A 14,684-nucleotide genomic window follows, 5' to 3' on the forward strand; every position below is an offset into this window, starting at 1 on the left:
CAATGGAATTCCACGACACAACTTCCATCTCTTCCTCAAGGAATGCGAATGGCGCTTTAATTACGGACCACCAGCAAACCTCTTGAAGACACTTAAAACTTGGATCAAACAACAAATCTCCTAGGACAGCCCCTTACTTTTTGCCCCTTGATCCAGCTTTTCAGCGGCAGTGTCTTTCCGGGGCAAGAAAGTAAACTGTCCCCGGCGCTCTTTCACTCCACCCGCTTGCCTGCCTGATCGAACCAATGCAGCTTTTCGGCCTTCGCGACGACACGCAATTCGTCGCCGGGTTTGGCTGTGGCGCGGCCCGCGACGCGCACCACGATCTTCTGACCGCCAGCGGCGCAGTATAGAAAACTTTCCGAACCGACCGGCTCGACGGCTTCCACCTGTGCCGACAGCACGACCGCGCCTTTCGGCACATCCGGCCCGAAGGCGACATCGGCATCTTCCGGGCGAACGCCGAGCGTGACGGCTGCCGCCGGGCCGGCGATGCCGACAGGCGAACCGTCGCTGAACGTCGAGCCGTTCGATCCTGCCTGTACCGCAAGAAGGTTCATCGGCGGCGCGCCGATGAAGCTTGCGACGAAGGTCGAGGCAGGCTTTTCGTAGATGTCGAGCGGATTGCCGGACTGTTCGACCAGACCGCCATTCATGACGACCAGCACATCAGCCAGCGTCATCGCCTCGAGCTGGTCATGCGTGACATAGACCGAGGTGACACCGAGCGACCGCTGCAGGTTCTTGATCTCGACCCGCATCTGGCCGCGCAGCTTGGCATCGAGGTTCGACAACGGCTCGTCGAACAGGAACACCTTCGGGCTGCGCACGATGGCGCGGCCCATGGCGACGCGCTGGCGCTGGCCGCCGGAAAGCTCGCGCGGACGGCGGTCGAGAAGATGCGACAGTTCAAGCGTCGTGGCGGCGGCTTTCACGCGCTTGTCGATCTCGTCTTTCGGCATGCCGCGATTTCGCAGGCCGTATGCCATGTTGTCGTAGACCTTCATATGCGGGTAGAGCGCATAGTTCTGGAACACCATGGCGATGTCGCGTTCGGCCGGGCCGACCGTGTTGACGGTTTTCGTATCGATTGCGACGGTGCCCGAGGAGATGGTTTCCAGCCCGGCTATCATGCGCAGCAGCGTGGACTTGCCGCAGCCGGACGGGCCGACCAGCACACACAGCGCCTTGTCGGGAATGGCGATGGAAACGCCCTTAACCGCCTCTATGCCGCCGGCATAGACCTTCTTCACATCGTTCAGATCGACGGTAGCCATTATTTCTCCGTATCGACGAGGCCGCGCACGAACCAGCGCTGCATCAGGACAACGACGAGGATTGGCGGGATGATGGCCAGCATGCAGGTGACCATGACGAGATGCCATTCCGTGTCGGCGTCGGCAAAGGAAATCATCTTGCGAAGCGCGATGACGATGGTGTTCATGTCGTTGCGGTTGGTGACCAGCAGCGGCCAGAGATACTGCGTCCAGCCATAGATGAACTGGATGACGAACAGCGCGGCTATATTCGTCTTCGACAGCGGCAGCAGGATATCCTTGAAGAACCGGAACGGTCCGGCTCCGTCGACGCGCGCCGCCTCGACCAGTTCGCCGGGGATGGTCATGAAGAACTGGCGAAACAGCAGCGTTGCCGTCGCAGACGCCATCAGCGGCAGGGTGAGACCGGCATAGGTGTCGATCAGGCCGAGATCGACCATCACCTTGTAGGTCGGCAGGATGCGGACCTCGACCGGCAGCATCAAGGTGATGAAGATCAGCCAGAAGAAGGTCATGCGGAAGGGAAAGCGGAAAAACACGATCGCATAGGCCGACACGATCGAAATCACGATCTTGCCGATTGCGATCGCCAGCGCCACGACCGTCGTGTTGTAGAGCAGCGTGCCGACCGACACGCCGCCGATACGTCCGATGCCGCCAAACAGCGCCGTCGAATAATTCTCCCAGAAGCGGTCGCCCGGCAGCAGCGGCAGCGGCGGACGCAGGATCGTCTGCAGCGAATGGGTCGACGCCACGAAGGTGTAATAGATCGGGAATGCGACGATCACGATGCCGATGATCAGCACGGCATGGGCGATGTAGCGCGACCAGCGGCTGACGCCGAGCATCGCGCCCTCTTCACGCCGGCCCAAAACGGCAGCGGTGGAAGCGTTGCGTGTCTCAGCCATAGTGCACCTTCTTCTCCACGAAGCGGAACTGGAAGGCGGTTAGCCCTATCACGATGACCATCAGGATCACCGATTGCGCAGCCGAGTCGCCGAGGATCAGGTTGACGAAGCCGTCATTGTAAACCTTGTAGACCAGCGTCTCGGTAGCCTTGCCGGGCCCGCCACCGGTGACGGCGTGGATGATGCCGAAGGTATCGAAGAAGGCGTAGACCGTGTTGACGACGAGGAGAAAAAAGGTCGTCGGCGCCAGCAGCGGAAAGACGATCGTCCAGAAGCGTTTCGTCTCGCCGGCGCCGTCGATTGCCGCCGCCTCGATCAGCGTCTTGGGAATGGCCTGAAGCCCAGCGACGAAGAACAGGAAATTGTAGCTGATCTGCTTCCACGAAGCGGCTGTCACGACCAGAACCATGGCGTCCGTGCCGTCGAGCAGCGGGTTCCAGTCGAAACCCAGCCAGCGCAACCCATAGGCGAGCGTGCCGATCGACGGGTTGAACAGGAACAGCCACAGCATGCCGGCAATGGCCGGGGCCACCGCATAGGGCCATATCATCAGCGTGCGATAGATGCCGCGTCCGCGAATGACCTTGTCGGCCATCACCGCCAGCAGCAGGGCCACCGCCATGGAAACGAAGGCCGTGGCTATGGAGAAGACCACCGTGACCTTGAGCGAATTCACATAGTTTGGATCGGAAAGGACCCGCGCGAAATTGTCGAACCAGACGAATTTCGAATTCAACCCGAACGGGTCTTCGCGCAGCATCGACTGGTAGAGCGCCTGCCCTGCCGGCCAATAGAAGAACACCGCCGTAATGGCGAGTTGTGGCGCGACCAGGAGATAGGGCAGGACCTTGTTGGGGAAAGTAACGCGTGGGGACAGAGCTTCCTCCTTGCCGGAATGCCCCTCATCCGCCTAAGGGGCTCCAGCGTTTATGCCCCCTCCCCCCGTTCTTCACGGGGAGAGGGTAAGGGTGAGGGGCAGACTTCTTAGTTGCCGATGGCCTGCTTGATTGCGGCATTGCCGCGTTCGACGGCCTTGTCGAGCGCCTGCTGGGCGGTCTGGTCGCCGGCCAGCATCTTCTCGAACTCCTCGTTCTCGATGTCGCGAACCTGCGGCAGGTTGGCCAGGCGCACGCCCTTCGAATTCTCGGTCGGCGCCTTGCCCATCATCTGCTTGATCGGGATTTCACGGGCCGGGTTCTTTTCATAGAAACCGTCAGCCTTGGTCTTCTCGTAGGCTTCGAGCGTTACCGGCAGATAGCCGGACACCTGATGCAGGCGGGCCTGGATTTCGGTCGTGGACAGGAAGTTGAAGAAGGCGGCAACCCCCTTGTATTCCTCGTCCGACTTGCCGGCGAAGACCCAGAGGCTGGCGCCGCCGGGAATGGTGTTCTGCGGCGCTCCCTGCGCTTCCGGCTCGTAGGGCAGCGAACCGGTGCCGAAGTTCATGCCCGACTTGACGACGTCGCCGAGACCGCCCGAGGATTCGGTGAAGATGCCGCACTCGCCGGCGAGGAAGATCTGCTTGGCTTCGGAAGTGCGCCCGCCATATTTGAACGTGCCGTCCTTGGCGAGGTCGGCCAGTTCCTGGAAGTGTTTCACGAAGATCGGCGAATTGATCTTGAGCTCGACATCGAGACCGGCGAGGCCGTTCTCGTTGGTGCCGAAGGAAACATTGTTCCAGGCCGCAAAGTTTTCGGTGTGAATCCAGGTCAGCCAGGTCGTGGTGAAGCCGCAAGGTGCCGCACCGCTGGTCTTGATCTTCTTGGCCGCGTCCCACACTTCCGGCCACGTCTTGGGCGGGTTGTCGACGTCGAGACCGGCCTTCTGGAAGATGTCCTTGTTGTAATAGAGGATGGGCGAAGACGAATTATACGGGAAGGACAGCATGGTGCCGTCCGGCTTCGAATAATAAGCGACGATGCCCGGAAGATACTGGCTCTTGTCGAAAGGCTTGCCGCCCATGGAGAGAATGTCGGCTACCGGCTTGATCGCGCCTTCAGCGGCCATCATGACGCCCGTGCCGGCATCGAACACCTGCATGATCGCCGGCGGCTGCTTGGCGCGGTAGGCGGCAATGCCGGCGTTCAGCGTCTCCGGGTAGGTTCCCTTGAAAACGGGAGTGACCTTGTACTCGCTCTGGCTCTCGTTGAATTCCTTGGACAGCGTTTCGACGACCTCATTGTTGGCGCCGGTCATGGCATGCCACCAGGAAATCTCGGTCACGGCGAATGCGGACGATGTCGAAAGCAGGGTGAATGACGCGGCTATACCGGCCGCAACGCCTTGAAATTTCATGTTTCTCTCCCGTTTTTACTTGGCGAAGGTTTAGGTTCGCAACCGGGAGTATCGGTCGATTGTGACAGTGCGACAACCGTTTTGTTACGCTTCGATGAATTTCGTCTCAGTTTCGTGTGGATTTCGTTTCCCTGCGTTGTTCGCTCCGGGCGTTTTCGTAAGCCGGCTTTCGAATGGGCAGCGCCTTGCCGGGAAACGCTCCGCGTTCGGCAAAAGCAACGCCCACAGGTTGAAAGCAAATTTAACCGATCCTTCAATCATATGCAGCTAATATTCAACATTACCTTGTTTATTTCCAATAGATTGGGTTAATTGAGAAATGCTGACAGTCTACAACTGTATCGTGAATGAGCATGATCTGAGGCTTGTCGCGCTCGCCGCGCTTATTTGCGCAATATCGTCGTTTTCAGCAGTCAAGTTGCTCCATCATGTCGGCCAGTCCAGAAATGGAAACCGGCTTGCCTGGCTGATGATTTCAGCAACGGCGACAGGCTTCGGCATCTGGGCCACTCATTTCATCGCAATGCTTGCATTTTCGCCCGGCATCCCGAATGCCTACAATGTCGAGCTTTCCGCCCTTTCGCTCGCTGCCGCCGTGTTTCTGACGGCTGCCGGCATGTGGGTGGCCACGTTGCGCGGCGGCATCGATTACTATCTCGTGGGCGGCGCCTTGCTTGGCGCCGGCATCGCGTCGATGCACTTTGTCGGCATGGCCGCTTTCGAAGTGCAGGGCCGGATCGTCTGGGACCAGCTTCTTGTCGCCATTTCCCTGCTGGCTGGAATAACGCTGGCAGCGCTGTCGCTCCTTGTCGTACTCCGCCGCCCGTCGACGCTGGCGACACTCGGCGGCGCCGTGCTTCTGACGCTCGCCATCTGCACCCTGCATTTCATCGCGATGGCCGCAGTCTCGATCATTCCGGATTCTTCGGTCGAGATTTCCGAATCCACGATCGAGCCCGTGTCGCATGCCTTCGCCGTTGCCGCCGCAAGCCTGGTGATCCTCATTCTGTCTGGCATTGCGCTTTCGATCGATCTGCGTTTCCGCCGCCAGAAGATTGAAGCGGAGCGCATGCACGGCTTGGCCAATGCCGCAGTCGAGGGGTTGATCGTCTGTGACGGCGCGCGCATCGTCAGCGCCAACAACAGCATTGCCACGTTGACCGGTCAGCCGGTCGAGACGCTCAACGCCATGCAACTTGCCAACCTCTTTGGCGAGCGCACCGCCTCCAACCTGCCGGAATTCGGCGAGCAGGCGCAGGAAGCCGAACTGAAGGGCCGCGATGGAGAAAGCATCCCGGTCGAACTCATCGCCCGGCGCATCGACTATTGTGGCAAGCCGCATACCGTGGTCGCCGTTCGCGACATCCGCGAACGCAAGACGGCAGAGCAGGAAATCCTTCGCCTCGCCCATTTCGATCCGCTCACCGGGCTTGCCAACCGCAGGAATTTTTCCGGCCGGCTCGACGCCGAGATCGCCGCCATGAAACTGAGCGGGAAAGGCGACCATCTGGCGCTCTTGCTGCTCGATCTCGACCGGTTCAAGGAAGTGAACGACCTGTTCGGGCATGGCGCGGGTGACGCCATGCTGCAGACCGTCGCGCGCTGTGTCTCAGGCGTTCTGCGCAGCGGGCAGTTGCTCGCGCGCCTCGGCGGCGACGAGTTCGCCATTATCGCCCCTAATCTTTCGGACCCCCTGGCCGCCGGCCGCATTGCCGACGACGTGCTGGCGGCGATGCGCGAGGAAAACCGGCGCTCGATAGGCGGCGGGCTGGTTTCGACCAGCATCGGCATTGCGCTCTATCCTCGGGATGCCGACGACCAGACCGCCCTTATCAGCCATGCCGACACCGCGCTCTATCGCGCCAAGGCGGAAGGCAAGGACACATACCGCTATTTCGAGGCGTCCATGGGCGCCGAAGCGCGCGACAAGCGCGTGATGGAACACGAACTGCGCCAGGCGATCGCGCGCGACGAATTCTATCTGGTCTACCAACCGCAGAAGGAAATCAGCAGCGGAAAGATGCTCGGCTTCGAAGCTCTCATCCGCTGGCAGCACCCAGAACACGGCGAAGTTTCGCCGGCCATGTTCATCCCGGTTGCGGAAGACAGCGGCGTCATCGTCCAGATCGGCGAATGGGTGCTGGCAACGGCTTGCCAGGAGGCTGCCGGCTGGAAAAACCCGCTTTCGGTGGCGGTCAATGTCTCGGCGGTGCAGCTTCACAATCCGCATTTCAGCCGCAAGGTTCACGAAGTCCTCGTTCACACTGGCCTCGCACCCGGCAGGCTCGAACTGGAAATCACCGAAACGGCCCTCGTGAAGGACATGCCGCGCGCGCTCGCAACCCTTAGAAAGATCAAGGCGCTGGGCGTGCGGGTGGCCATGGACGATTTCGGAACCGGCTATTCCTCGCTCTCGAACCTGCGCGCCTTCCCTTTCGACAAGATCAAGATCGATGGTTCCTTCATCAAGTCAGTGGACACCAACGGCCAGGTCGCGGCGATCGTGCGAGCCGTTCTCGGCCTTGGGCGCGGCCTCGGCCTGCCGGTGCTGGCGGAAGGCGTCGAAACGCTCGGCGAACTGAAATTCCTGGATGCCGAAGACTGCCAGATCGGACAGGGCTTCTATCTCGGCAAGCCGGGTCCGATCGAAATGTTCAGGGAACTGACCGGCGTACCGGTCACGGCGCCAGTCCAAACCGCCACGGCCGGACGTAAGGCCCGTGTCGCCGTACTTCAGCCGATCGTGTTGCGGTCAGTCTGACCCGCCTGCGGCCGCTTCGATCAGCGCTGCCGCGTCCGGGCTCGACCATTCGGCCGGGCCGTTCATATTGGCAAGCAGGCAGCCTTCGCCGTCGACCAGCAGCGTCACCGGCAGGCCGAGCGCCAGGCCGCGCTTCTTGAGATCGTTGAACAGGTCGAGCGTGTTGTCACGGTAGAGCGAGAGCGTATCGACGCCGATCTCGGAGAGGAACTTCTTAGGCTTTTCGTCATCGCCGGTATCGACATTGATCGCGACGACCTCGAATTTGTCGCTGCCCTTTTCCTTTTGCAGCGCATTGAGCGCCGGCATTTCGGCTCGGCATGGCGCACACCATGTCGCCCACAGATTGATGAGCAGCGTCTTGCCGGCATGGTCGGCCAGGGTCATCGGCTTGCCGTCGGGAGACTTGAAAGCGAGGCCCTTCAGCGATTGCGGCGGGTCGGCCGGCAGCATGGCTGCGACTTCGCCTTTTGCTGCCGCACCCACCACCTTGGCCTTGTCGGTCTTTGCCGCGCAGACGGCATTGTCGGCAGTGTTTTCGGGAACGGCAGGGGCAACGGTCACCTGCTGCGGCACTGAAGCCGGAGCCTTGTTGCCAGACAAGGTAACGCTGGCATATACCACCACCGCGCCGGCAAATGCGCCTGCAATCGCTGCCATGACTAGCAGGCGCGCGGTCGGTATGAGTTTCTTTCCGTCAGCCATTCACTTTTTTCTCCGGAGCCCGGTTATCACGATGAGCGACAAGAAGGCCAGCAACGCGATGTGGGGCGGACGATTTGCCTCGGGCCCTGCGGCGATCATGGAGGCGATCAACGCCTCGATCGGCTTCGACAAAAAGCTCTACGCGCAGGACATCCGAGGCTCGATCGCTCACTCCGAAATGCTCGCGGAAACGGGCATCATTGAGGAGAAAGATCAAGAAAAAATCGCTCACGGCCTGAACACGATTTTGAAAGAGATCGAGAGCGGCAAGTTCGAGTTCTCGACCCGGCTGGAAGACATCCACATGAATGTCGAAGCGCGTCTTGCCGAACTGATCGGCCCCGCCGCCGGCCGCTTGCACACCGCACGTTCGCGCAACGATCAGGTCGCGGTCGATTTCCGGCTCTGGGTCAAGGACGAGTTCCATCGCGTCGCCGAAGCGCTGAAGGGACTGATCGAAGCGTTCCTCAAGCGCGCCGAGGAACATGCCGCCACCGTAATGCCCGGCTTCACCCATCTGCAGACGGCCCAGCCGGTAACCTTCGGCCACCACTGCATGGCCTATGTCGAGATGTTTGCCCGCGACCTTTCCCGCGTCCGCGACGCCATCGAGCGCATGGACGAGAGCCCGCTGGGTGCTGCGGCCCTTGCCGGCACCGGCTTCCCGATCGACCGCTTCCGCACCGCCAAGGCGCTCGGCTTCCGTGAGCCGACCCGCAATTCGCTCGACAGCGTTTCAGACCGCGACTACGCGCTGGAATTTTTGGCCATCGCCGCGATTTCGGCGACCCATCTGTCGCGGCTGGCCGAAGAGATCGTCATCTGGTCGACGCCGCAGTTCGGCTTCGTGCGGCTGTCCGACAGCTTTTCGACCGGCTCGTCCATCATGCCCCAGAAAAAGAACCCCGATGCCGCCGAACTGGTGCGGGCCAAGACCGGCCGCGTCAACGGCCACCTGATCGGCCTTCTGACGGTGATGAAGGGCCTGCCGCTGACCTATTCCAAGGACATGCAGGAAGACAAGGAAGCCGTGTTCGACGCCGCCGAGACGCTCGACCTGATGCTCGCCGCCATGACCGGCATGGTTGGCGACATGCAGGTGAATGAAGCCGCGATGAAGAAGGCCGCCGGCTCCGGCTATTCGACTGCGACCGACCTTGCCGACTGGCTGGTGCGCACGCTCGGCCTGCCCTTCCGCGAGGCCCATCACGTCACCGGCCGCGCCGTGGCGCTGGCGGAAAGCAAGAAGGTCGGGCTGGAAAAGCTGACGCTGGAAGATTTGCGGTCGATCCACGACGGCATCACCGACGATATCTTCTCGGTGCTTTCGGTGCAGAACTCGGTGAAGAGCCGCACCTCCTTCGGCGGCACTGCGCCCGCCGAGGTGCGCCGCCAGATCCGCTACTGGAAAAAGCGCATCGCCAAGGCTTGAGTGCGTAGCGCGTGGTTCGAGGCTCCCGTTTGGGCGCTTCAATCATGCGCCCGGGCGCTATTATCGACCCGCCGCGACTGGTATGATGGTTTCATATGCTGGTCCATCAAACGGACGGCGGGTGATAGCGATGTTGGAAACCGACAAGGTATTCGCCGGCTCGATCCCGGAAAACTACGACCGCTATATGGTGCCGTTGATTTTCGAGCCATTCGCCGCAGATCTTGCGCTGCGGGCAGCGTCCTTGTCGCCGCGCATGGTTCTGGAAACCGCCGCGGGTACCGGCGTCGTCACCCGCGCACTGGCGCCAAAGCTGCCCCCCGACGCAAGCTATGTCGTTACCGACCTCAACCAGCCGATGCTCGACCATGCCGCGTCGCGACAAGGCCCCGACAGTCGCATCCAATGGCGCCAGGCGGATGCTCTGGCGCTGCCGTTTGAAAACGAGGCCTTCGATCTCGTTTGTTGTCAGTTCGGCGCGATGTTCTTTCCCGACCGCCCATCTGCCTACCGCGAAGCCAGGCGCATCCTGAAGCCCGGAGGACATTTCCTGTTCAACGTATGGGATCGCATCGAGGAGAATGTATTTGCCGATGAGGTGACCAATGCTCTTGCGGAGATTTTTCCGAACGATCCGCCGCGCTTCCTGGCCCGCACGCCGCATGGCTACCACGATATCGCACTGATCCGCAGCGAACTGGAAGGCGCAGGTTTCTCCAACGTGGTAATCGAAACGCGAGCCGAACAAAGCCGTGCATCCTCAGCGCGCATTCCGGCCGTTGCCTATTGCCAGGGAACTGTCCTTCGCAGCGAAATCGAGGCCAGGGACGCGGAAAAACTGGAAGCTGCAACCGACCATGCCGCATCGGCGATTGCGGACAGGCATGGCAGCGGCGCGGTTGCCGCCAAAATTCAGGCTCACGTAATCGTGGCTGCGGTCTAGGTCCCATCCAGCCCTGCTGAACTTTTAGCCGCTTGATTTGCCGGGGTGCAAAGGCCAAAGAATTTCGCTAGAAGCAGGCAACGTATTTCTCACGGACGGATGACAGGATGACCGGCAGCAGACTTATCACCACGCTCGTGCTTCTGGCCGCGATCGGCGCAGTTTCGGCCTGCGGGCGCAAGTCGGGGCTCGACACGCCCTATGAAGCTGCCGTGCAGGCCCGCAAGGACGCGCAGAAGGCCAATGAGCAGCCGCTGCCGCCGGAGCCGAAGAAACCGGTCGCGGACAAGCCCTTCCTCCTCGACAAGCTGCTCTGACCGGACCAAACCAGTGAACCATTTCGATTATCGCGACGGCGTGCTCCACGCCGAGGACGTGCCTCTGCCCGCTATCGCGGCTGCCGTCGGCACGCCGTTCTATTGCTATTCCACCGCGACGCTGACCCGCCACTACCGGGTGTTCAGCGAGGCGTTTTCAAGCCTCGATAGCCTCGTCTGCTACGCCCTGAAGGCCAATTCCAACCAGGCCGTGCTGACGACGCTGGCCAAGCTTGGTGCGGGCGCCGACGTGGTTTCCGAAGGCGAGCTGCGCCGCGCCTTGGCGGCGGGCATTCTCGGCAGGAAGATCCTGTTTTCCGGCGTCGGCAAGACGGCGCGCGAAATGGATTTTGCACTCGCTGCCGATATCCTGTGCTTCAACGTCGAATCCGAGCCGGAGCTTGAACTGCTTTCAGCGCGCGCGGTGGCGGCCGGCAAGGTCGCCTCGATCTCGCTGCGCATCAATCCCGACGTCGATGCCAAGACCCACAAGAAGATCTCGACCGGGCTGGCCGAAAACAAGTTCGGCATACCGCGCCAGCGGGCGCGCGAGGTTTATGCCCGCGCCGCCCAATTGCCCGGCTTGAAGATCACCGGCATCGACATGCATATCGGCAGCCAGATCACCGAGTTGCAGCCTTTCGACGATGCCTTCGCGCTGCTGGTCGAACTGGTAGGCATGCTGCAGGCCGACGGCCACGACATCGAACATGTCGATCTCGGCGGCGGGCTCGGCATTCCCTACAAGACCGACAATTCGCCGCCGCCACTGCCTGACGCCTATGCGGCGATCGTCAAGAAGCACGTCACCAAGCTCGGGCTGAAGGTGATGTTCGAGCCGGGACGGCTGATCGTCGGCAATGCCGGCATTCTGGTGTCGGAAGTGATCTATGTGAAGGAAGGCGACGCCAAGAACTTCCTGATCGTCGATGCGGCGATGAACGACCTGATTCGCCCGACGCTCTACGATGCCTTCCACGACATCCGCCCGGTGGTACAGCCGCCAGCCGACACGCCACGCATGAAGGTCGATATCGTCGGCCCGGTCTGCGAAACCGGCGATTTTCTCGGCCTCGACCGCGATCTGCCGCGCCTGAAGGCCGGCGACCTGATCGCCGTCGGCACGGCCGGCGCCTATGGCGCGGTGCAGGCAGGCACTTACAACACCAGGCTTCTGGTGCCTGAAGTGCTGGTCAATGGCGATGCTTTCCATGTCATCCGCCCGCGCCAGACCTATGACGAGCTGATCGGCTTGGATTCGGTGCCCGACTGGCTCTGATGCGCTCGCGCGGTGATCGGCGCGGAAAAGCCCGCCGATCACGATTTCGTACCATGCCTCGTCTTTGCCGTGTTTGCTGCTATTCTTTTCCCGGAGATCGCGCATGCGGTGCGAGTCTCGTTTGGAAAGGTTGATGGCGGAAACACCGGCAACGAACAGCGCACAGAGTTTCGCCCGGCGCCTTGGCCGCGCCCGGTTCACCACGCTGGCCGCGATGATGGTGGAACGCGGCTGGCCGCTGGCATTGCCGCTGCTTGTCGTCGTCAGCCTGTTCCTCAGCCTTTCCTGGCTTGGCGTCTTCCGCCTCCTGCCCGATTTGCCGCGCTTCGGCCTGCTGGCCTTGTTTGCCATTGCAGGCGTGGCTGCGCTCTATCCGCTGCGCTTCTTCCGCCGCCCTTCCGCCGCCGAGATCGACCGTCGCATCGAGGCGGCGAACGAACTGCCGCATACGCCGGTGCTGGTGCAGACCGACCGGCCGAGCGGCAAGGTCAGCGAGTTTTCGCAGGCGCTCTGGCGCGAGCACCAGAAGCGCATGGCCGAAAGCCTTGGCGATGTCGGCAGCGACCTGCCGCGTACCCGCGTGCCGGAGCGCGACCCGTGGGGCCTGCGCGCGGCAGCCGCGCTGCTGTTCGTCACCGCTTTCGCGTTCTCTTATGGCCCGCTCGGCGGACGCCTAGGCGATGCCTTTCAAGCCGGCGCGATAGCCGAAACAATTCCGCCGCGTGTCGACGCCTGGGTGACACCGCCTGCCTATACCGGCAAGGCACCGGTGTTCCTGACCGCTGACGCAAACCGGCAGAACCCGACATTCACCGTGCCGCAGGGCAGCGAGGTTTCGCTGCGCGTCACCGGTGGCGCCGGCGACGAGGCGCTTTCCTACGCCGATGCCGGCGGCACCACCCGCGACATCGAGCCGAAGGCGGGCGCTGCACCCGCGCCGGCCAAGCCGATTGCCGCCGGCGCCCCGGCAGTGGCGCGTCAATTTGCCGGCAAGCTCGACAAGGACGGCGTGCTCAGCCTGAAATCGGGCGAGAAGGAGCTGCAAAGCTGGACCTTCGCCGTCATCCCCGACAAGCCGCCGGTGATCCGCTTCGTCGGCGAGCCCAAGCGCGCGGTCAATGGCGCACTGGAACTCAATTACGAGATCGTCGACGACTATGGCGCGGCTTCCGCCAAGGCCGAGTTCGCGCTGGCCGACGAACAAGCCAAGGATGCGCATCCGCTCTACAAGGCACCCGAAATGCCGCTGACAGCGCCGCGCCGCGGCAGCGGCACGGCTGCCGCCAAGGTCTCGCGCGACCTGACCGACCATGTCTGGGCCGGCAGCACGGTCAAGCTGACGCTGAAGGCGACGGATGACGCCGGACAGGAAGCCACGAGCGAAACCAAGACGCTGGTGCTGCCGGAGCGGCCCTTCTCCAACCCGCTGGCCAAGGCCGTGGTGGAACAGCGCCGCATCTTCTCGCTCGACACGAACAAAAAATCCTATGTGCTGGAACTGATCGACGCGATCACGCTGCGGCCCGAAGACACGATCCAGAACATGGCCAATTTCCTCGGTCTGATGGTCGGCAGCACGCAGTTGAAGCTGGCCGAGAATGACGACCAGCTGCGTGCGGCCGCCGACTATTTCTGGGAAATGGCGCTGGCGATCGAGGACGGCGCGCTTTCGTCCGCTGAAAAGCGCCTGCGCCAGGCGCAGGAGGCGTTGAAGCAGGCGCTTCAGAACGGCGCCAGCGACGAGGAAATCGACAAGCTCATGAAAGAGCTGCGCCAGGCGATGAACGACTTCCTGCGCGAATTCGCCGAGCGGGCCAAGCGCGACCCGAACATGGCCCAGCAGCAGATGCCGCAGAACGGGCAGGAACTGCGCCAGAGCGATCTCGAGCGCATGATGGACCAGATCGAGAATCTGGCCAAATCAGGCAACCGCGATCAGGCGCAGGAGCTTCTGTCCCAGCTTGAGAACATGATGAACAACCTGCAGGCGGGCCGCCAGCAGCAGCCCGGCCAGCAAGGCGACCAGAGCGAGATGCGCCAGCAGATGGACAAGCTGGGCGAGATCATGCGGCGCCAGCAGGAGATGATGAACGAGACCTTCCGCATGGACCAGCAGCAGCGCGGAGAGCAGTCCGGCGAGCAGCAAGGTCAACAGGGACAGGGTCAGCAAGGCCAGCAGGGCGAACCCGGCCAGCAAGGTCAGGGCCAGCAGGGGCAGGGTCAAGGCAATCAGGGCCGGCCGATGACGCCGGAAGAATTTGCCGAAGCGCTGAAGCAGCTTCAGGAAGGCCAGGGCCAGTTGCAGAAGGACCTTCAGGGCCTGACCAAGGGGCTCGAAGGTCTCGGCATCCAGCCGGGCGAAGGTTTCGGCGAGGCAGGCGATGCGATGGGTCAGGCCGAAGGCGCGCTTGGCCAGGGCGAAGGCGAACGCGCCGTTGGCGAACAGGGCCGCGCGCTCGAAGCGTTGCGCAAGGGCGCGCAGGACATGATGCAGCAGATGCAGCAGGCCATGCAGGGTGACGAAGGCGGCAGCGAGGAAGGTGGACGCCAGCAGAACGCAGACCGCGACCCGCTCGGAAGGCCGCGCGCCACCACCGGCCCGGATTTCGGCAATTCGGTCAAGGTGCCGGACGAGATCGACGTGCAGCGCGCCCGCCAGATTCTCGATGCCATCCGCAAGCGGCTGGGCAACGCGCTTAGCCCCGAGCTGGAACGCAACTATCTCGAGCGCCTGCTCGAAATGCGCTGAGACGCATCCCTTAAATGG

General features: G+C 62.1%; 11 protein-coding genes and 1 pseudogene. 7 read left to right on the forward strand and 5 right to left on the reverse strand.

The annotated features are described in order from the left end of the window. Window positions 1-124: pseudogene (locus tag WBQ96_RS26700) on the forward strand (IS1595 family transposase); the annotation flags it as partial. 88 nt (window positions 125-212) lie between these two features. Here WBQ96_RS26700 and WBQ96_RS26705 read toward each other — a convergent pair. From WBQ96_RS26705 to ugpB, 4 genes are all read right to left on the reverse strand, one after another. Continuing rightward, entirely contained in the window at window positions 213-1,277 is a 1,065-nt protein-coding gene (locus WBQ96_RS26705; RefSeq protein ID WP_336555877.1) for a sn-glycerol-3-phosphate import ATP-binding protein UgpC, read from the reverse strand. Further along, window positions 1,277-2,125 (reverse strand): sn-glycerol-3-phosphate ABC transporter permease UgpE, encoded by an 849-nt coding sequence (ugpE, locus tag WBQ96_RS26710; RefSeq protein ID WP_336555887.1) that lies wholly within the window; start codon window positions 2,123-2,125, stop codon window positions 1,277-1,279. The genes WBQ96_RS26705 and ugpE overlap by 1 nt, the downstream gene beginning before the upstream one ends. 52 nt (window positions 2,126-2,177) lie before the next feature. Further along, entirely contained in the window at window positions 2,178-3,062 is an 885-nt protein-coding gene (gene ugpA, locus WBQ96_RS26715; RefSeq protein ID WP_165118880.1) for a sn-glycerol-3-phosphate ABC transporter permease UgpA, read from the reverse strand. A 107-nt stretch (window positions 3,063-3,169) separates the two neighbouring features. Then, the gene (ugpB, locus tag WBQ96_RS26720) at window positions 3,170-4,480 is read right to left on the reverse strand and encodes a sn-glycerol-3-phosphate ABC transporter substrate-binding protein UgpB (protein WP_336555875.1); all 1,311 of its coding nucleotides are present in this window, start codon (window positions 4,478-4,480) and stop codon (window positions 3,170-3,172) included. A 319-nt stretch (window positions 4,481-4,799) separates the two neighbouring features. Here ugpB and WBQ96_RS26725 point away from each other — a divergent pair, with 319 nt between their 5' ends. Then, window positions 4,800-7,241: an EAL domain-containing protein gene (locus tag WBQ96_RS26725; protein ID WP_336555873.1), complete on the forward strand. Its 2,442-nt coding sequence runs from the start codon at window positions 4,800-4,802 to the stop codon at window positions 7,239-7,241. Here the strand turns inward: WBQ96_RS26725 and tlpA are convergent. Next, a complete protein-coding gene (gene tlpA / locus WBQ96_RS26730; RefSeq protein WP_336555871.1) occupies window positions 7,233-7,946 on the reverse strand; it encodes a thiol:disulfide interchange protein TlpA in 714 nt (237 codons plus the stop codon). The genes WBQ96_RS26725 and tlpA overlap by 9 nt on opposite strands. Before the next feature lie 31 nt (window positions 7,947-7,977). Here tlpA and argH point away from each other — a divergent pair, with 31 nt between their 5' ends. The 5 genes from argH to WBQ96_RS26755 all read left to right on the forward strand — a co-directional run bounded on the left by argH (window position 7,978) and on the right by WBQ96_RS26755 (window position 14,666). After that, entirely contained in the window at window positions 7,978-9,378 is a 1,401-nt protein-coding gene (argH, locus tag WBQ96_RS26735; RefSeq protein ID WP_336555869.1) for an argininosuccinate lyase, read from the forward strand. Between the two features lie 130 nt (window positions 9,379-9,508). Next, entirely contained in the window at window positions 9,509-10,321 is an 813-nt protein-coding gene (locus WBQ96_RS26740) for a class I SAM-dependent methyltransferase (protein WP_336555867.1), read from the forward strand. 107 nt (window positions 10,322-10,428) lie between these two features. After that, on the forward strand, window positions 10,429-10,638 hold the full coding sequence (locus WBQ96_RS26745) for a lipoprotein (protein ID WP_336555865.1): 210 nt from the start codon (window positions 10,429-10,431) through the stop codon (window positions 10,636-10,638). A 13-nt stretch (window positions 10,639-10,651) separates the two neighbouring features. Then, window positions 10,652-11,917 carry a diaminopimelate decarboxylase gene (gene lysA, locus WBQ96_RS26750; protein WP_336555863.1) on the forward strand — a complete coding sequence of 422 codons (1,266 nt, stop codon included), beginning with the start codon at window positions 10,652-10,654 and terminating at the stop codon, window positions 11,915-11,917. Window positions 11,918-12,050: 133 nt separating this feature from the next. Continuing rightward, window positions 12,051-14,666: a TIGR02302 family protein gene (locus WBQ96_RS26755; RefSeq protein ID WP_336555862.1), complete on the forward strand. Its 2,616-nt coding sequence runs from the start codon at window positions 12,051-12,053 to the stop codon at window positions 14,664-14,666. The last annotated feature ends 18 nt before the right edge of the window (window positions 14,667-14,684 follow it).

The organism is Mesorhizobium sp. CCNWLY176 (genome assembly GCF_037153935.1).
Classification (GTDB): Bacteria; Pseudomonadota; Alphaproteobacteria; order Rhizobiales; family Rhizobiaceae; genus Mesorhizobium_M; species Mesorhizobium_M zhangyense.